General features: G+C 65.6%; 16 protein-coding genes and 1 pseudogene. 10 read left to right on the top strand and 7 right to left on the bottom strand.

Annotated elements, in window-relative coordinates:
• Position 1 precedes the first annotated feature (1 nt).
• Complete coding sequence (locus tag CWS35_RS34550) at positions 2-193, top strand: hypothetical protein (protein WP_100955602.1); 192 nt, start codon at positions 2-4, stop codon at positions 191-193.
• Positions 194-327: 134 nt separating this feature from the next.
• Here the strand turns inward: CWS35_RS34550 and dapA are convergent, their stop codons facing one another.
• The 4 genes from dapA to CWS35_RS34530 form a co-directional block, all read right to left on the bottom strand.
• Positions 328-1,269, bottom strand: coding sequence for a 4-hydroxy-tetrahydrodipicolinate synthase (gene dapA, locus CWS35_RS34545; protein ID WP_100955601.1), 942 nt, complete (start codon positions 1,267-1,269; stop codon positions 328-330).
• A gap of 8 nt (positions 1,270-1,277) precedes the next feature.
• Entirely contained in the window at positions 1,278-1,532 is a 255-nt protein-coding gene (locus tag CWS35_RS34540) for a hypothetical protein (protein ID WP_024579864.1), read from the bottom strand.
• Positions 1,533-1,728: 196 nt separating this feature from the next.
• Positions 1,729-2,004: a hypothetical protein gene (locus CWS35_RS34535; RefSeq protein ID WP_100955600.1), complete on the bottom strand. Its 276-nt coding sequence runs from the start codon at positions 2,002-2,004 to the stop codon at positions 1,729-1,731.
• Between the two features lie 13 nt (positions 2,005-2,017).
• The gene (locus CWS35_RS34530) at positions 2,018-2,482 is read right to left on the bottom strand and encodes a hypothetical protein (RefSeq protein WP_100955599.1); all 465 of its coding nucleotides are present in this window, start codon (positions 2,480-2,482) and stop codon (positions 2,018-2,020) included.
• 422 nt (positions 2,483-2,904) lie between these two features.
• On the opposite strand from CWS35_RS34530, the gene CWS35_RS34525 reads away from it, so the two are divergent.
• The 7 genes and pseudogenes from CWS35_RS34525 to CWS35_RS34495 all read left to right on the top strand — a co-directional run bounded on the left by CWS35_RS34525 (position 2,905) and on the right by CWS35_RS34495 (position 11,497).
• Complete coding sequence (locus CWS35_RS34525) at positions 2,905-2,994, top strand: K(+)-transporting ATPase subunit F (protein WP_016846764.1); 90 nt, start codon at positions 2,905-2,907, stop codon at positions 2,992-2,994.
• Positions 2,995-3,112: 118 nt separating this feature from the next.
• Entirely contained in the window at positions 3,113-4,816 is a 1,704-nt protein-coding gene (kdpA, locus tag CWS35_RS34520) for a potassium-transporting ATPase subunit KdpA (protein WP_024579867.1), read from the top strand.
• Between the two features lie 23 nt (positions 4,817-4,839).
• Positions 4,840-6,950, top strand: a pseudogene (kdpB, locus tag CWS35_RS34515) (potassium-transporting ATPase subunit KdpB).
• A 112-nt stretch (positions 6,951-7,062) separates the two neighbouring features.
• Entirely contained in the window at positions 7,063-7,668 is a 606-nt protein-coding gene (locus tag CWS35_RS34510) for a K(+)-transporting ATPase subunit C (RefSeq protein ID WP_100955598.1), read from the top strand.
• A gap of 39 nt (positions 7,669-7,707) precedes the next feature.
• Entirely contained in the window at positions 7,708-10,419 is a 2,712-nt protein-coding gene (locus tag CWS35_RS34505) for a sensor histidine kinase KdpD (RefSeq protein WP_024579870.1), read from the top strand.
• Positions 10,416-11,105: a response regulator gene (locus CWS35_RS34500; protein WP_024579871.1), complete on the top strand. Its 690-nt coding sequence runs from the start codon at positions 10,416-10,418 to the stop codon at positions 11,103-11,105. The genes CWS35_RS34505 and CWS35_RS34500 overlap by 4 nt, the downstream gene beginning before the upstream one ends.
• A 161-nt stretch (positions 11,106-11,266) precedes the next feature.
• A complete protein-coding gene (locus CWS35_RS34495; protein ID WP_100955597.1) occupies positions 11,267-11,497 on the top strand; it encodes a DUF6496 domain-containing protein in 231 nt (76 codons plus the stop codon).
• Positions 11,498-11,607: 110 nt separating this feature from the next.
• Here the strand turns inward: CWS35_RS34495 and CWS35_RS34490 are convergent, their stop codons facing one another.
• A complete protein-coding gene (locus CWS35_RS34490) occupies positions 11,608-12,495 on the bottom strand; it encodes a Ku protein (RefSeq protein WP_100956918.1) in 888 nt (295 codons plus the stop codon).
• A gap of 124 nt (positions 12,496-12,619) precedes the next feature.
• Between CWS35_RS34490 and ligD the strand changes: the two genes are divergently transcribed.
• Positions 12,620-15,253 carry a DNA ligase D gene (gene ligD, locus CWS35_RS34485; protein WP_168226418.1) on the top strand — a complete coding sequence of 878 codons (2,634 nt, stop codon included), beginning with the start codon at positions 12,620-12,622 and terminating at the stop codon, positions 15,251-15,253.
• A gap of 148 nt (positions 15,254-15,401) precedes the next feature.
• Here ligD and CWS35_RS34480 read toward each other — a convergent pair whose 3' ends face one another.
• The gene (locus tag CWS35_RS34480) at positions 15,402-15,566 is read right to left on the bottom strand and encodes a DUF3309 family protein (protein ID WP_080891122.1); all 165 of its coding nucleotides are present in this window, start codon (positions 15,564-15,566) and stop codon (positions 15,402-15,404) included.
• 168 nt (positions 15,567-15,734) lie between these two features.
• Between CWS35_RS34480 and CWS35_RS34475 the strand changes: the two genes are divergently transcribed.
• Positions 15,735-16,043, top strand: a complete 309-nt coding sequence (locus CWS35_RS34475; RefSeq protein WP_024579874.1) for a polyhydroxyalkanoic acid system family protein — start codon at positions 15,735-15,737, stop codon at positions 16,041-16,043.
• A 9-nt stretch (positions 16,044-16,052) separates the two neighbouring features.
• Here the strand turns inward: CWS35_RS34475 and treY are convergent, their stop codons facing one another.
• On the bottom strand, positions 16,053-18,836 hold the full coding sequence (treY, locus tag CWS35_RS34470; protein WP_100955596.1) for a malto-oligosyltrehalose synthase: 2,784 nt from the start codon (positions 18,834-18,836) through the stop codon (positions 16,053-16,055).
• Positions 18,837-18,840 lie beyond the last annotated feature (4 nt).

Raw genomic sequence — 18,840 nt, 5'->3', positions numbered from 1 at the left:
GATGCGCGCGACTTCGTCGATCAGGGCCCTGCTGCGCGGCGCCGCAGAGCGGATGTTCAAATTCCTCGCCTGGATCGGCGAGGAGCCGATCAGCGCCTATCGGCCCGAGGCGCATTACATGCGCGGCCCGGGGCCGGCGTGGCGCGCCAAGCATTTGCCGGGTCAGGTGACCTCGCTGCGCCGCGTCAGGTGATCGAGCAGGTTCATCGCCAGCGGCAACACCACGGTCGAGGCTCACCGGCGATTTCATGCAGCGCCGCGAAATGGCGCAGCGATGTTGGCTCGCGCCATTGTGCATTGCGATGGCTTACGCCGCGTCGGCCTGTCTCACTGTGCCGCTGCAAGATATTCGTCGGCAAGTGCGGCCATCGCCTGTGCCACTTCGGCCTTCGCCGCCGTCCCCAATTGCACGATCGGCAGCCGCGTCGCCGGTTGCATGAAGCCCAACAGCGCCAGCGCGAACTTCAGCGCGGCCGGATGCTCGCGTTCCAGCAGGGTCGCCAGCGGCACCAGCCGCTGATGCAACTCGCGCGCCTGGTACAGCCGGCCCGCGCGGAAGTGCCGGTGCACGGCGACATACAGGTCGGGCGCGACGTTCGTCACCGCGGAGACGCAGCCATCGCCGCCGGCCGCAAGCCAGGCGAGCGATGAATTGTCGTCACCGGTCAGCATTCGGAACGTCGCGGGCAGGCGTGCGCGCAGCCGCGCCAGCCGGGCGACGTCGGCACCGCTGTCGCGCAATCCCGCGAACCGTGGCGAGGTCGCGAGTTCGAGCAGCGTCTCGTCGGCGAGTCCCTTGACAGTCCGCGACGGGACGTCGTGCAGGATCACCGGCAGCGTGGTGGCGGCGGCCACGGCGCGGAAATGCGCCGCCATGCCCTGCGGCATCGGCTTGTTGTAATAGGGCACGACCGACATGATGGCATCTGCGCCCGCCGCCTCGGCGGCCCGCGTGAACGTGACGGCACGATCCGTCGCGTTCGATCCGGCGCCGGCGATGATGCGGACCCGCCTGCGCGCGACGCGGGCTGCGATGGCAACCAACTGCGCGCGCTCGGCGGGCTCCAGCGTCGAGCTTTCGCCCGCGGTCTCGCCAACCACCAGCGCGGTGGCGCCGGCTGCGATCTGGCGCTCGCACAGCCGGCCGAACGCATCGACGTCGATTTCGTCATGGTGGTTGAAGGGGGTCGGAAGATCGGGGATGAAGCCCGACAGCCATTCGGTCGAATCGGCCGGCGCTGCCCATCTCGATGCTGTCTGCGCGATCATGGGGCGGCTCACGCCACGCGGCTCGCGGGAATATCAGCGGTCTGGCTGCGCATATCGAGCTCGATCTCGCGCGACAGTTCGACGATCATTTCGGGGTGCTGGCCGTTCTCGAACAGCGCGTATTTGACAGCCTGGGCGCGGTTGACGAACAAGCCGCCATAGAGGCCGTTCTGTTGCTGGGCGACCCACTGGCCGCGGTGGTTGCGGCCGATGAAGACGATGGTGGACGCAGCGCTGCACGAGGGAGGTTCGACGAGTTTCACGTTAGTCAGTCCTTCTTCCTTTTCTGACGCGTTTCCTTCGGGCGAACCGGTATGCATCCCGGATCAAGTGCGGGGCAGGCTTCGCTCGAAAACGCTACAGTCTCATTCACGCGTTCAATGTCTGTCGTGGCGGATATGAAATCGAGCGCGAAGGACGAGCGACTTCATAGGAGCGGCATAGGATTTGAGTGATGATTCAGAGGTATTGGGCGATGCCGGCGCCGAGTGCGCATAGCGCGACATAGGCGGTCATCTCGTCCCAGTGATTGAGGTTCGCCGCCAACGGCATCTCCCGCTTGACGAGCCCGGTGAGCGCGCAGATCAGCGCCGACATCCACAGCAGCGTGACGAGGCCCTTGCCGAATCCCGCGCCGGCGAACACGGCAAACCCGATCATGATGGCGAGCCGAAAGCCGAACCGGACCATGACCTGGACCGACTGCAGCTCTCGCGGCAGTTGTTTGGTGTTCACGATCGCGCCGCCATCAACCGAAATTGTCGACGAGCACCGGCTCGTAGGACGAGCTCACGCCGCGACGCACGGTGGGCACGCTGCCACGGCTGCCGGGCGCGGAGATTCGCTGCGCCTCGACGAAGCCCGCGAGGATCGCGAGCGCGAGATCGGCATGGCGGGTCTCGATCGACTGGTCGAGCCAGTCCGGCAGCTCGCGTTGGCGCGACAAGGCGCAATGCCATTCGCCCTCGTCATAGACCAGCCGGCGAATCTGCCACTGCGGCAGCTCGAGGTCGAGCAGCGCGATCGCGGCGTCGGTCCAGGCGCCGGACTGGATCAGGCGCTCGACGCGCGCGCTCTTGCCAGCCTGACCGACCGACGGGAAGCGTCGGCAGGCCTGGCTGACGATGTCGGCCATGAACTCGGCGGTGACGGCGTAAGCGTCGCGCAGCCGCTCGCCGAGGTCAGTGGTGGTGTTTTGCGATAGCACGGACATAGCGTCATCTCGTCCCAGGTGCGGCCTCGGAAAGTTTGGCCCAAGGCATTGGCCGCAGGCCCAAAATGGTCCCGGTGCCCGTTGGAAAACGAGATGAAGGAGGGGGCGGAGATATAGGGATTCCATAAAGACGGACCCCCCTGTCGTCCCGGCCTTCGCCGGGACGACGGCTGAGAACGTCGGCTGCCCCCGCGGCCTTTATAGCATTCCTATAACGTCCTTATTCGCCACCTCTCGAAAACCTATGCTCCGGATGGCACTTCACGACGATCCGGCGCGGAGCGCTTATACGGCCGCCACGCGCCCTTGGACGCATAGGAGTCTCTCATGATGGATATTCTCATGGCGGCGCTCGCGATCGGCTTCTTCGCGGCCGGCATCGGCTACGCCTACGCCTGCGAACGGCTGTAACGGAGGCGGCGATGATCTTCGATTACTCGCTTGCCGGCCTCGTCTCGCTCGGCCTGTTGTTCTACCTCACCTACGCATTGCTGCGGCCCGAGCGCTTCTAGGCGGCCGCGATGCTTGCGCTTTGCACGATTCTGTTGGCCGACGCGGTGCTGACCGGGCTGTTGCTCGGCATGTTCGCGTGGCTGCTGCGGCTCGCACCCGTTCGAAAGGTTTGACGCAATGACCGTCATCGGCTGGATTCAAATTATTCTGTTCTGCGCTGTTGTAACCGCGCTGGTCAAGCCGCTCGGCTGGTACATGACCCGCGTGTTCAACGGCGAGCGCACCTTCCTCTCACCCGTGCTGCGCCCGGTCGAGCGCGGCATCTACTGGGTCGGCGGCGTCGACGAGCGGCGCGAGCAGCACTGGCTGACCTATACGGTCGCCATGCTGCTGTTCCATGTCGGCGGCTTCGCCATCATCTACGGGCTGATGCGGTTGCAGGCATTTCTGCCGTTCAATCCGGCCGGACAGTCCGCGGTTGCCGAGGACCTTTCCTTCAACACCGCGATCTCCTTCATCACCAACACCAACTGGCAGAACTACGGCGGCGAGAGCACGCTGTCCTATCTGGTCCAGATGCTGGGGCTGACGCACCAGAACTTCCTGTCGGCGGCCACCGGCATCGCGCTCGCGATGGCGCTGATCCGCGGCTTCTCGCGTTCGACGATGCGCACGGTCGGCAATTTCTGGGTCGACGTGACGCGCTGCACGCTCTATGTGCTGCTGCCGATCTGCATCGTCTATGCGCTGTTCCTGGTCTGGCAGGGCATGCCGCAGACGCTCGGTGCCTATGTCGACGCAACGACGCTCGAGGGCGGCAAGCAGACCATCGCGCTCGGCCCGGTGGCTTCGCAGGTCGCGATCAAGATGCTCGGCACCAATGGCGGCGGCTTCTTCAACGCCAACGCTGCGCATCCGTTCGAGAATCCGACCGCGCTGTCGAACCTGGTGCAGATGATCTCGATTTTCGCGCTCGGTGCCGCGATGACCAACGTGTTCGGCCGCATGGTCGGCAATCAGCGCCAGGGCTGGGCGATCTTCGCCGTGATGGGCCTGCTGTTCGTCGCCGGCGTCACCGTGACCTACTGGGCGGAAGCCAACGGCACCTCGATCCTGCATGCCGTCGATCTGACCGGCGGCAACATGGAGGGCAAGGAGGTCCGCTTCGGCATCGTCGCGTCCTCGCTGTTCGCGGTCGTCACCACCGCCGCCTCCTGCGGCGCGGTCAACGCCATGCATGACAGCTTCACCGCGCTTGGCGGCATGATCCCGCTGATCAACATGCAACTCGGCGAAGTCATCATCGGCGGCGTCGGCGCGGGCCTCTACGGCATGCTGCTGTTCGTCGTGTTGGCGATCTTCGTCGCCGGCCTGATGGTTGGCCGCACGCCGGAATATGTCGGCAAGAAGATCGAGGCACGCGAGGTCAAGATGGCGATGCTCGCGATCCTGGTGCTGCCGCTGATGTATCTCGGCTGGACTGCGGTCGGCGTGGTGCTGCCCTCGGCCGTGGCCTCGATGGCCAATGCCGGCCCGCACGGTTTCACCGAGGTGCTCTATGCCTATACCTCGGGAACCGGCAACAATGGCTCGGCGTTCGCGGGCCTCACCGGCAACACCCTGTTCTACAATCTGACGCTCGCGATGGCGATGTTCGTCGGCCGCTTCTTCATGATCGTGCCGGCGATGGCGATCGCAGGCTCGCTGGTCGAGAAGAAGTCGATCCCGGCCTCGGCGGGCACCTTCCCGACCACCGGCGGGCTGTTCGTCGGCCTCGTCATCGGCGTGATCCTGATCATCGGCGGCCTCACCTTCTTCCCGGCGCTGGCGCTCGGGCCGATCGTCGAGCACCTCGCCATGAACGCCAACACCCTGTTCTGATCGAATTGTCCGGAGTGACATCCATGGAAACCATGAAACTGCAGAAGCAGGTGACGGCGTCGACCATGCTCGACCCGAAGATCCTGGTGCCGGCGATCCGCTCGGCCTTCGTCAAGCTCGATCCCCGGCTGATGATGAAGAACCCGGTGATGTTCGTGGTCGAGGTCGTGGCCGCGCTGACCACCGTGATCTTCGTGCGCGACCTCGTCACCGGCAACGCCAATCTCGGCTTCACCTTCCAGATCATCCTGTGGCTCTGGTTCACGGTGCTGTTCGCCAACTTCGCCGAAGCCGTTGCCGAAGGCCGCGGCAAGGCGCAGGCGGAATCACTGAAGAAGACCCGCACCGAGAGCCAGGCCAAGCTCCTGACCGGCACCGACCGGACCTATCGCATGGTGCCTGGCACCTCGCTGAAGGTCGGCGACATCGTGCTGGTCGAGGCCGGCGACAACATCCCGTCCGACGGCGAGGTGATCGAAGGCGTCGCCTCGGTCAACGAAGCCGCCATCACCGGCGAGTCTGCACCCGTGATCCGGGAATCCGGCGGCGATCGTTCGGCGGTCACCGGCGGCACCCAGGTGCTGTCGGACTGGATCCGCGTTCGCATCACCGCAGCCCAGGGCTCGACTTTCATCGATCGCATGATCAAGCTCGTCGAAGGTGCCGAGCGGCAGAAGACGCCGAACGAGATCGCGCTCAACATCCTGCTGGCCGGCCTCACCATCATCTTCGTGTTCGCCACCGTGACGATCCCGAGCTATGCGGCCTATGCCGGCGGCTCGATCTCGGTCGTGGTGCTGGTGGCGCTGTTCGTGACGCTGATCCCGACCACGATCGGCGCGCTGCTGTCGGCGATCGGCATCGCCGGCATGGACCGCCTGGTGCGCTTCAACGTGCTGGCGATGTCCGGCCGCGCGGTGGAAGCCGCCGGCGACGTCGATACGCTGCTGCTCGACAAGACCGGCACCATCACCCTCGGCAACCGCCAGGCGACTGCGTTCCGGCCGATCCGCGGCGTTACGGAGCAGGACCTCGCCGATGCGGCGCAGCTTGCCTCGCTGGCCGACGAAACCCCGGAGGGTCGCTCGATCGTGGTGCTGGCCAAGGAGAAGTACGGCATCCGCGGCCGCGACATGAATGAGCTGGCCGCGACCTTCGTGCCGTTCACCGCGCAGACCCGGATGAGCGGCATCGATGCCGGCGCGTCGTCGGTCCGCAAGGGCGCGGTGGACGCCATCCTCGCCTATGTCGACGGCGGCGAGCCCCGCACCGTCGCCTCGGGCAACACCATCCGTTCGGTGGCGGCAACGATGAGCGCGGAAGCCCGCGAGATCCAGGCGATCGCCGACGAGATCGCCAAGGCCGGCGGCACGCCGCTGGCCGTCGCCAAGGACGGCAAGCTGCTCGGCGTCGTGCACCTCAAGGATATCGTCAAGGGCGGCATCCGCGAGCGCTTTGCCGAGCTGCGCCGCATGGGTATCCGCACCGTGATGATCACCGGCGACAACCCGATGACCGCGGCCGCGATCGCGGCCGAGGCCGGCGTCGACGATTTCCTCGCGCAAGCCACCCCGAGGACAAGCTCAAGCTGATCCGCGATGAGCAGGCCAAGGGCAAGCTGGTCGCGATGTGCGGCGACGGCACCAACGACGCGCCGGCACTGGCGCAGGCCGACGTCGGTGTCGCGATGAACACCGGTACCCAGGCCGCCCGCGAAGCCGGCAACATGGTCGACCTCGACTCCAACCCGACCAAGCTGATCGAGGTGGTCGAGATCGGCAAGCAGCTGCTGATGACCCGCGGCGCGCTGACCACGTTCTCGATCGCCAACGACGTCGCCAAGTACTTTGCGATCATCCCGGCGATGTTCTTGGCGTTCTATCCGCAGCTCCAGGTGCTGAACGTGATGCACCTGGCAAGTCCGCAGAGCGCGATCCTGTCGGCGATCATCTTCAACGCGCTGATCATCATCGCGCTGATCCCGCTGGCGCTGAAAGGCGTCAAGTATCGCGCGGTCGGCGCCGGCGCGCTGCTCAGCCGCAACCTGATGATCTACGGCTTAGGGGGCATCATCATCCCGTTCATCGGCATCAAGGCGATCGACCTCATCGTCGCCGCTCTGGGCCTGGCTTAACCACAGCAGTCATTGCGAGCGCAGCGAAGCAATCCATCTGTACGCGAACAAAGTGTGGATTGCTTCGTCGCTTCGCTCCTCGCAATGACGGCGCAAAATTCGGAGACCTATCATGCTGAGAGAAATCCGCCCCGCCATCCTGGTGCTGGTCCTGCTGACCGCGATCACGGGCCTTGCCTATCCGCTCGCGATGACGGCGATCGCCGGCGTCATCTTCCCGAAGCAGGCGCAAGGCAGCCTGATCGAGAAGGACGGCAAGGTGATCGGATCCGCCCTGATCGGGCAGGAGTTCAAGGAGGACAAATACTTCCATGGCCGGCCGTCGGCCACCGTCGCGCCCGATCCGAACGACTCCTCCAAGACCGTGCCGGCGCCCTACAACGCTGCCAATTCCGGCGGCTCCAACCTCGGCCCGACCAGCAAGGCGCTGAGCGACCGGGTCAAGGAGGACGTCGAGAAGCTGAAGGCGGAGAACCCGTCGGCCTCCGTGCCGGTCGATCTCGTCACGACCTCGGCCAGCGGGCTCGATCCGGACATCTCGCCGGATGCCGCGCAGTTCCAGGTACCGCGGGTGGCCAAGGCGCGCAGCATGTCGGAGGACGCGGTGCGCGAGCTGGTGACGCAGAACACCCAGGGCCGCTTTGCCGGCGTGATCGGCGAGCCCCGCGTTAACGTTCTTGCGCTCAACCTGGCGCTCGACGCGGCGAAGGCGAAATAGGGGAGTAGGCCCGCTCACGCAGGATGACTATATTGCGGTATGGCCAATCAGCGCGACCCTGAAAAACGACCCTCGCCGGATGCGCTGCTCGAGGCAGCGCGTCGCGAGACCGATCGATCGGGGCGGCTGAAGATCTTCATCGGCGCCGCGCCCGGCGTCGGCAAGACCTACGAGATGCTTTCGAGCGCCCACGCCCGCCTCAAGGCGGGCGTCGACGTCGTGGTCGGGGTGGTGGAAACCCACGGACGGGCGGAGACCGAGGCACTGCTCAGGGGGCTCGAAGTGGTGCCGCGCAAGCGGCTGGCCTATCGCGACCAGACGCTGGAGGAGATGGACCTCGACGCGGTAATCGCGCGGCGGCCGCAGCTCGCGCTGGTCGACGAGCTCGCCCACACCAATGCGCCGGGCAGCCGGCATCCGAAGCGCTATCTCGACGTCGAGGAATTGCTGTCGCACGGCATCGACGTCTACACCGCGATCAACATCCAGCACATCGAGAGCCTCAACGACGTCGTCGCGCAGATCACCCATGTGCGGGTGCGCGAGACCGTGCCGGACTCGGTGGTCGATCGTGCCGACGCCATCGAGCTGATCGACCTCACGCCCGACGACCTGATCCAGCGGCTGAAGGAGGGCAAGGTCTATGTGCCCAAGCAGGCCGAGCGCGCGCTGGAGCATTATTTCTCGCCCGGTAACCTGACCGCGCTGCGCGAGTTGGCGCTGCGCCGCACCGCCGAACGGGTCGACGAGCAGCTGCTCACCCACATGCAGGCCAATGCGATCCAGGGCCCCTGGGCCGCTGGTGAACGCATCCTGGTCTGTCTCAGCGAGGACCCGCGCGCCGCCGGCCTGGTGCGTTACACCAAGCGGTTGGCCGACCGGCTGCATGCGCAATGGACCGCGGTCAGCATCGAGACCCGGCGCAGCCTGCAACTGAGCGACGAGCAGCGCGACCGGCTGGCCGACACCATGCGGCTCGCGGAGTCGCTCGGCGGCGAGGCGCTGACGCTGCCCGGGGTCGGCCGCCGCATCGCCGACGACGTCATCAGCTTCGCCCAGGCCAACAACGTCACCCAGATCATCATCGGCAAGTCGACGCGCTCGCGCTGGTTCGAGCTGACACACGGCTCAGTGGTGCACGACCTGGTGCGCCGGGCCGGCAATATCAGCGTCAACGTGATCGCCGGCGACGAGCTGCCGGTCGGCAAGGCGGCGGTGCAGACCGCGCAGCGGCAGGAGCCGTTCAAGCCGCAGCCCTATCTGATGGCGCTGCTGCTGACGGCATTGGGGCTCGGCGCGGCCAAGCTGATCCAGCCGTTCTTCGGCATCGAGAACGTCGATCTCGTCTTCATCACCGTCGTGGTCGGCGCCGCGGCGCGCTACGGTCTGTGGCCGTCGCTGCTGGCGAGCGTCGCGGCCTCGCTGTGCTACAATTTCTTCTTCCTGCCGCCGGTCTACACCTTCACCATCACCGACCCGACCAATGTCGCGGCGTTCTTCTTTTTCATGCTGATCGCGCTGATCGTCTCCAATGTCGCGGCGCGGGTGCGCACCCAGGCCGACACCGCGATCGGCCGGGTCCGCACCACCGAATCACTCTACGCTTTCAGCCGCAAGCTCGCCGGCACCGCGACGCTCGACGACGTGCTGTGGGCGACCGCCTATCAGATCGCGCTGATGCTCAAGGTGCGCGTGGTGCTGCTGCTGCCGGAGGGCGGCATGCTGACGGTCAAGAGCGGCTATCCGCCCGAAGACCAGCTCGACCAGGCCGATCTCGCTGCCGCCAACTGGGCCTGGGGCAACGACCGCCCGGCCGGCCGCGGCTCGGACACGCTACCGGGCGGCAAGCGCCTGTTTCTGCCGATGCGCACCGGTCGTGGCCCGATCGGGGTGATCGGCATCGACGACGACCGAACCGGACCGCTGTTGACGCCGGACCAGCGCCGGCTGCTCGATGCGCTGGTCGACCAGGGCGCACTCGCGATCGAGCGCGTGCTGCTGGTTGAGGACATGGACCGGGTCAAGCGCACGGTCGAATCCGACCGGTTGCGCGGCGCGCTCCTGACCTCGATCTCGCACGACCTCAAGACGCCGCTGGCCTCGGTGCTCGGCTCGGCGTCGGCGCTGCGCGATCTCGAAGCCAATCTGAGCGCCGCCCAGAAGCATGATCTGCTCGCCACCGTGATCGACGAGTCGGAGCGGCTCAATCGTTTCATCGCCAACCTGCTCGACATGACCAAGCTGGAATCCGGCGCCATCGTGCCCAACACCGCGCGGCACGATGTTGGCGAAATCGTCGGCAGCGCGCTGCGGCGTGCCGCCAAGATCCTGGTGCATCACCGGGTGTCGCTGGAGCTCGCGGCCGACCTGCCGATGCTGGAGCTCGACGCGGTGCTGTTCGAGCAAGTGCTGTTCAACCTGCTCGACAACGCCGCCAAATACGCCCCCTCCGACACCACGATCTCGATTCGTGGCAGCCGCGACCGCGGCGCGGTGGCGTTGCAGATCCTGGACGAGGGCAACGGCATTCCGGCCGCCGAGTTGGAAAGCGTGTTCGACAAGTTCTATCGCGCCGAGAAGGGCGACCATGTCCGCCCCGGCACCGGCCTTGGGCTGGCGATCTCGCGCGGCTTCGTCGAGGCGATGCGCGGCACGATCGCGGCGGCCAACCGCTCCGACCGCAGCGGCGCCGTCATCACCATCCGCCTGCCGATCCCGGCCGACACCAACGCGCTGGACACTGCTGCATGAACGCGACGCCCATCAAGGTCCTGGTCATCGACGACGAGCCGCCGATTCGCAAGCTGCTGCGGATGGGGCTGAGCACGCAGGGCTATGACATCCTCGAGGCCTCCAACGGCAAGATGGCATTGGAGATGCTGGCCGAAGGACCGGCGCTGATCATCCTCGATCTCGGCCTGCCCGACATCCAGGGCCATGATCTCCTGCGCATGATCCGCGGACGCAATGAGAGCGTGCCGATCGTGGTGCTGTCGAGCCGCGGCGACGAGGCCGGCAAGGTGCAGGCGCTCGATCTCGGCGCCGACGACTACCTGACCAAGCCGTTCGGCATGGACGAATTGCTGGCGCGGCTCCGCGCGGCGCTCCGTCATCAGTTGCAGGTGCAGGGCGAACGGCCGGTGTTCCGCTCCGGCGATCTCTCGGTCGACCTGGTGCGCCGGATCGTCAAGGTTGGCGAGAAAGAGATCAAGCTGTCGCCGAAGGAGTATGACCTGCTGCGCGTGCTGGTGCAGCACGCCGGCAAGGTGCTGACCCATCGTTTCCTCTTGAAGGAATTGTGGGACGAGTTGACTGACGCGCAATATCTGCGGGTCTATGTCCGGCAGCTCCGCCAGAAGATCGAGGCCGACCCTGAGCGTCCGCAATTCGTGCTGACCGAGACCGGTATCGGCTATCGGCTGCGCGCGGCCGACTGAGCTGTCATGCCCCGCGAAGGCGGGGCATCCAGTACGCCGAGGCTTCTCCGCTTGATCAGCACTGCCTCGGAATGCTGGGTCGCCCGGCCAAGCCGTGCGACGACACAGGCCGGAACTTTCGCTGCCATCGCGGCTTGGTCTGCCTTACCGGGAGACACGTCATGGCAAGGAAATACTCGCGGAGGGCATCTGAGGATGTCGAGCGCGTGATGAAGAAGCGCAAAGCCGGGACGCTGCGTAGCGGCGGCTCCAAGAAGAAGGTGACGAGCCGCAAGCAGGCGATCGCGATCGGACTGTCGGAGGCGCGCGCCAAGGGCCGTAAGGTGCCGAAGAAGGCGAAGACAACGAAGAAACGGAAGACCGCCAAGAAGCGAAAGGCTGCGAAGCGGTAGGGTGCCGAGCCGTTTGTCATTGCGAGACGCGTAGCGACGAATCAATCCATCCTTCAGCATGGGCGGAAAGATGGATTGCTTCGTTTCGCTCGCAATGACGCGGTGAAGGCCTACCCCGCCGTTTGCCGACGCGTAGTCGACCGGTGCGCCTTCTTCGCCGCGCGGCGGTGCGATGTCGGGCGTCGCGCGGTCGAGCCCGAGCGCCTTGCGCCGCTTTTGCCGCTCTTCAGGCTCTGCTTCAACGCGTCCATCAGGCTCACCACATTGCTCGGCTTCTCCTCGCGCTCGGCGGCCTTGATCGGCTTGCCGGCGGCCTTGCGGCGGACCAGGGCTTTCAGCGCGGTCTCGTACTCGTCCTTGAACTTTGACGGGTCGAAATGCGCGGCCTTGCTGTCGAGGATGTGGCCGGCGAGCTCGATCATGTCCTTGGTCACCTTCGGGCTCTTGATGTCGTCGAAATAATCGTCAGCGTCGCGTACCTCATAGGGGTAGCGCAAGGTGGTGCCGAGCATGCCCTTGTCGAGTGGCTCGATCGCGATCACATGCTCGCGGTTGGTCAGCACGATCCGGGCCAGCGCGACCCGGTCCTGGTCCTTCATGGCGTCGCGGATCACTGCGAACGCGTCGATGCCGGCCTTGCCGTCGGGCCTGATGTAATAGGGGTGGTCGAGATAGCGCTTGTCGATCTCGCTTTCGGGCACGAAAGCATCGATATCGATGGTGTGGTTGCTCTCGATCTGGACCGCCTCGAGCTCGTCCTTTTCGATCTCGACATATTTGCCCTTGCTCACCTCGTAGCCGCGACCCTTCTGGTCGCCCTCGACGACGTCGCCGGTCTCGGCATCGACCATCTGCTGCTTCAGGCGGTTGCCGGTCTCCCGGTTGATCATGTGGAAGCGGGTCTTCTCGACCGTGGTCGAGGCCGGGTAGAGCGCCACCGGGCATGACACCAGCGAGAGCTTGAGCGTGCCTTTCCAGTAGGCGCGGGGAGCGGCCATGATCGTCTCCAAACAGCTTGAGTTTGGAACTTGAACGGATACCGTAGGTTTTGGTTCCTGATGGCCGCGCCGGGGCGGCGGCCGCCGTTTGCGTCGAGGCCTGGATGTGTCGCTGAGAAATCACGTGTCGCTGAGAAACCTCACCACCTATCGCAAGAAGCGCGACTTCGAGAAGACCAGTGAGCCGTCGGGCGACGTCAAGGTCGCACCGAGCAAGCAGCGCCGCTTCGTGATCCAGAAGCATGACGCGACGCGGCTGCACTATGATTTCAGGCTGGAGTTCGATGGCGTCTTCAAATCCTGGGCGGTGACGCGCGGGCCATCGCTCGATCCGCATGACAAGCGGCTCGCGGTCGAGGTCGAGGATCATCCGCTCGACTATGGCGATTTCGAAGGTACGATCCCGGAAGACCAGTATGGCGGCGGCACCGTGCAGCTGTGGGATCGCGGCACCTGGGACTCTGACGATCCCGAGCGCGGCTTCAAGAAGGGCGACCTGAAGTTCACCCTGCATGGCGAGAAGCTGCACGGCAGCTGGGTGCTGGTGCGAATGAAGAGCGACCGCTTCGGCGGCAAGCGCACCAATTGGCTATTGATCAAGCACCGGGATGAATATGCCGTCGATGGCGATGGCGAAGCGGTTCTCGGAGAGGATCGCTCGGTTGCGTCGGGCCGTTCGATGGCGCAGATCGCAGCCGGCAAGGGCCGGGCGCCGAAGCCGTTCATGCTGGCGAAGGGCAACGGCAAGGCCACAGCGGATGCGGTCTGGCAGTCCAATCACGGCATGGCCGCGGACGCCCGCGCGAAGACCAAGGCGCCGGCGCCAAAGGCAAAGCTGAAGGCGCAGTTGAAGGAGCGGCCGAGGGCGAAACCGAAGCAGGTGGCGGAGATGCCCGATTTCGTCTCGCCGCAGCTCTGCGCCGCGGTCGAGTCTCCGCCGAATGGCGCCGGCTGGGGCCACGAGATCAAGTTCGACGGCTATCGCGTGCAGCTTCGCGTGGAGGATGGCGAGGCTGACGTGAAGACCCGCAAGGGACTCGATTGGTCGGACAAGTTCGCCGCGATCGTGGAGGAGGCCTGCAAGCTGCCGGATGCCTTAATCGACGGCGAGATCGTCGCGCTCGACGAGAACGGAACGCCGCATTTTTCAACGTTGCAGGCCGCGCTCTCCGACGGCAAGACCGAGCAACTGATCTTCTACGCGTTCGACCTGCTGTTTGCAGGCACCGAGGATATCCGCCCGCTGCCGCTCGCCGAGCGCAAGGCGCAGTTGCAAGCGTTGCTCGCGGCGCGCAAGGGCAAGAACCCCTTGATCCGCTATGTCGAGCATTTCGAGGAGAGCGGCGATGCCGTGCTGGAGTCCGCGCGCAAGCTCGGGTTGGAAGGCATCGTCTCCAAGCGGCTCGACGGGGCCTATCGCTCCGGCCGTTCCGACGACTGGACCAAGGCCAAAATCCGCGCCGGCCACGAGGTGGTGCTCGGCGGCTGGAAGACCACCAACGGCAAATTCCGCTCGCTGATGGCCGGCGTCTATCGCGGCGATCATCTGGCCTTTGTCGGCATCGTCGGCACCGGCTTTGGCCAGGATACCGTCCGCCGCATCATGCCGGCGCTGAAGGAAGCTGCCTCCGACACGAGCCCGTTCGGCGGCAAGGATGCGCCGAAAAAGACTCGCGACGTGCACTGGCTGAAGCCCGAGCTCGTCGCCGAGATCGAGTTCGCGGGCTGGACCGACGCCGGCAATATCCGCCAGGCCGCCTTCAAGGGGCTGCGGCAGGACAAGCCGGCGCATGAGGTCGAGGCCGAGCGACCGGTCGTAACCAGAGTGGTGAAGCCGATGGCGAAAGGCAAGGCGTCGAGCGAGGTGATGGGCGTCGCCATCTCGCATCCCGACAAGGCGTTGTGGCCCGATGCCGGCGACGGCGAGCCGGTGACCAAGCTCGACCTCGCCAGCTATTTCGAGGCGGTCGGCGAATGGATGATCGGCTATCTCAAGGGGCGGCCGTGCTCGATCGTGCGCGCGCCCGACGGCATCAAGGGCGAGACGTTCTTCCAGCGTCACGCGATGGCCGGCACGTCGAAGCTGCTGAAGCTTGCCAAGGTCTCGGGCGACCGCAAACCGTATTTGCAGATCGACCAGATCGAGGGGCTGGCCGCGGTCGCGCAGCTCGGCGGCCTCGAGCTGCATCCCTGGAATTGCGCGCCCGACGCCTATGATACGCCGGGCCGGCTGGTGTTCGATCTCGATCCGGCGCCCGACGTGGCGTTCTCCGACGTCGTCGACGCTGCCAAGGAGATGCGCCAGCGGCTGACCGCGGTCGGCCTCGAAAGCTTCTGCAAGACCACCGGTGGCAAGGGCCTTCATGTCGTCGCGCCGTTGCAGTCGGGGGCCAGGGACAAGGTGACCTGGAAGGAGGCCAAGGCCTTCGCGCAGGGCATCTGCCAATGGATGGCGCAGGATGACCCGGAGCGCTATCTGATCAACATGTCCAAAGCCAAGCGCACCGGAAAGATCTTCCTCGATTATCTGCGCAACGACCGGCTCGCGACGGCGGTCGCGGTGGTCTCGCCGCGGGCGCGGCCGGGCGCGACGGTGTCGATGCCGCTGACCTGGACACAGGTGCGTGGCGATCTCGATCCGGCAAAGTACACGGTGAGGTCGGTGCCGGCGCTGCTTGCGAAGACCAAGGCCTGGGACGGCTATGACGATGCGGCGTCATCGATCAAGGCGGCGATCAAGAAGCTTGCTGCGCAGTGAGCGCGTTCTCCTCGTGATACCCCGTATCCAGTACGCCGTAGCCTGTCGATTCAATCGTTGACGCCTCTGGAATATTGAATCACCCGCTTTCGCGAAAGCGGGTGATGACAGGTGTTGATGCGGATACGACGCGACACGCGTCCATGCGCTAGATGCGTCCGAGCAGCAGCAGGATCAGCAGGATCACGATCACCAGGCCGAGACCGCCGCCGCCATAATAGCCGGTGCCGTAGAACGGTCCGCCGCCAATGCCGCTGAAGCCGCCAAGCAGCGCGATGACCAGAATAATAAGGATGATCGTTCCAAGTGACATTTCAAGCTCTCCTCAGCCCCGCGGGCCTGTTCGTCTCTGCCCTACGCGCGAGGAAAACAAACCGGTTTGGCGAAAGTTCCAATTCTCGCGCAGCGATAAATACCGCCCATCTTCCATTTTTATGGGAACGTATTTACATGGTGACGATCACATGAGGAGTGCACCGCGATGTCGGCGCCGCTGATCGTTTCGATCCCCCACAGTCTTGGCCGCGACGAGGCGATGCGCCGCCTGAAGACAGGCCTTTCGCGCGCAGCCGTGAATGTGCCGGTGCTGAGCGTCGACGAGGAAAGCTGGGACGGCAATCGCATGAGCTTCCGGGTCCGCGCGCTGGGGCAGGTCGCGTCCGGACATCTCGACGTCGAGGATACCCTGGTCCGCCTCGAGGTGACGCTGCCGTGGCTGCTCCAGCGTTTCGCCGAGGCCGCTCAGGTGGCCATTCAGAAACGCGGCCAGTTGCTGCTCGGCAAGAGCTGACGCGCGCCGCTAGCCGTGTTCGCGCACACGCTTTGGGTCTTGCTTGGCTCCAGTTGCGGCTTTTGCCTTCACAACGGCGACGGGCAGATTGGCGAACAGCGTTGAGAGCTGGGCCCTGGTCTCGCCATCGGGGAGCGAATACCCGGCCAGATCGATCTCGCCTTCATAAGCCTCTGGTCGCGGCCAGTGACGGCCGCCCTGTGTGAACGGAGCGAAGGATTTCGCCACCGCGACGATCACGGCTTCGCGGCCGTGACGCCTTGCGAACGCGACGACGTGATTGCGATGCGGGCCGCTGACCGCGAGTGGCTCGTAGTCGCCGCTGGTGAACACGCCCGCCATCTCGTTGCGCAGCCGCAGCAGATGTCGCGTCCAGGCAAACTTCAGGCGGCCATCGCGCCAGCTCTCGGCCAGCGCCTTCCAATCCGGCGCCTCCAGCGCCGCAAGCATGGCTTCGCGCCCGGCAAAGTCGACCGGCCGGCGGTTGTCGGGGTCGACCAGCGAAAGATCCCAGCTTTCGGTGCCCTGGTAGAAATCCGGCACGCCCGGCATGGTCGCCTTCAGCGTGATCTGGCTGAGCGAGTTCAGCGCCCCGATCAGCGCGGTGCGCTGCGCCAGCGTATCGAGCGCGCCGAGGAATTCGGGCGAGGCGCTGCGATCGAGGATCCGCGCGATGAAGGCCTTCACGCCGGCCTCATAGGGCTCATGCGGATTGAGCCAGCTGGTCTCCTGCTTGCCCTCGCGCGCCGCCTTTAGCGCATAGGCCTGGATGCGCGGGAGGAGCGAGGCGTCATCCGGATCCCAGGCGCCGAGCAGGGCCTGATACAGCATGTACTCGAACGTCGCCGACGGCGCGCGCATCTCGCCGTCGAGCACCAGATGCGGCGCGTTCAACACCTTCCAGCGCGCCACCGCGCTGGTCCATTCGCCGGGAATCTCTGCGAGCGCCATGATGCGGGCGCGGGCATCCTCGCCGCGCTTGGTGTCGTGGGTCGCGGTCGACGTCATGCCGTGCGGCCATTCGCGGGCGCGGGTCGCCATCATGGCGTGGAACGTTTCGGGCGCAATCGCGCTGGCGGCGGGATCGCCGCCGACCTCGTTGAGCGCCAGCAGGCGATGGTAGCGATAGAAGGTGGTGTCCTCCAGCGACTTGGCCATCATCGGCCCGGTGAACTGCTGCACCTTCAGCGCGAAGCGGCGGACCCGCGGCGCGCTGTGCGGCGGCCGGCCGGGCTTCAACAAATCCATGGTCAAGGCATCGCGCAGGAAGTCGAAGATGCCTTCGTCGGCGGCGAACCAGTCGGCGCGGGCGCGCTCGATGGTGTCGCTGATCAGCGCGCGGTCATGCGCGGTCGGGCCCGAGCCGGTGAGATAGGTGCGATAGACCGGGAAGTGCAGCACATAGAGCTCGAGTGCCTGCCGCAGGCTGTCACCGGAGAAATCGCGGGTCGAATAATGTCCGCTGGCGATGCGCGCGACGAGCCGCGCCAGCACGGTGAATTCGCTGGTCAGCAGCGTCTCCAGCACGCGGCGCTTGGCATCGCGCAGCACCGGCGTCAGGTTCGGCGACTGGTTGCTGATCTGGCGCCAGATCTCATTGAGCGGATCGAGACCATTGCCGTCGACCAGCACCTGGCTGATCGTATTCATCCATTCATAGCCGGTGGTGCCGTGGACGCCGGCAAACCTGGTCAGCTTCTCGTCCTCGCCGAGGATCTTCTCGATCACCATGTAGAACGGCCTGGCCTTGCCGCCTTGCGCCGAGCGGATCAGGCGACGCAGCCGCTGGAAGTACTGCGCGGGGTCGCGCAGGCCGTCGATATGGTCGAGCCGCAGGCCTTGCAGCCGATCCTCTGCGATCAGTCGCTTCACCAGGCTATGGCTCGCCTCGAAAGTGGCGGCGTCCTCGACCCGGAGGCCAGCCAGCGTGTTGACGTCGAAGAAGCGGCGATAGTTGATGTCGCTGGAGGCGAGCCGCCAGTGGCCGAGCTTGTAGTGCTGGCGTTCCAGCAGATGATGCAGCGCCAGCGTCTGGGTGGAGCGGTCCTCGCCGGCGTGATAGGCGTCGAGCCCGCGCGCAATGATGTCGGCGCTATCATCGATCGCCTTGATCGCCGCCTTCAGTGTCGGCGCCTCCTTGCGGTTCGGATGGCGCAGGCCGCGGTAGCGCGCCGCCAGTTCGAGCAGCGCGCGGCCGGCCGGGCTGTTTTCGGCACCGGCCTCGCGGACGATGCTGCGCAGCACCTCGCCATAGCGTTCAGGTGCGATCGGCAGGCGGTGCTCGAAATACCAGGCGGAGAAACTGCCTTCGCTCTCGTCGTAGCGCAGCTCGATCTCGCCGCGCTCCAGCGCCTGGCCATAGGACGAGCCGAGGATCGGCAGCAGCACGCCGCCGCGCGCGCGGTAGGGCAATTGGTCCCAGTCGATGTCGAAGGAGACCGCGTGCGGCGACACCGGCCCCCATTCGAGGACATCGAGCCACCACGGATTGTCGGCAAAGTGCACGCCGACATGGTTCGGCACGAAATCCAGGATCAGCCCGAGGTCGTTGCGCTTCAACGCGTCGCTGAACCGTGCGAAGCCGGCTTCGCCGCCGAGTTCCGGATTGAACTTGGTGTGATCGACGACGTCATAGCCATGGGTCGAGCCCTTGCGCGCCTTCATGAACGGCGAGGCATAGACATGGCTGATGCCGAGCGCCTTTAGGTACGGCGCCACGCTCGCGGCGGCATCGAAGTCGAAATCGGCGGTGAGTTGCAGACGGTAAGTCGCGATCGGGATCGCCGGAGGCATGGTG

The sequence above is a fragment of the Bradyrhizobium sp. SK17 genome (assembly GCF_002831585.1).
Classification (GTDB): Bacteria; Pseudomonadota; Alphaproteobacteria; order Rhizobiales; family Xanthobacteraceae; genus Bradyrhizobium.
The sequence above is the reverse complement of the archived record's forward strand: the minus strand, read 5'-3'. Positions and strand labels throughout refer to the sequence as shown.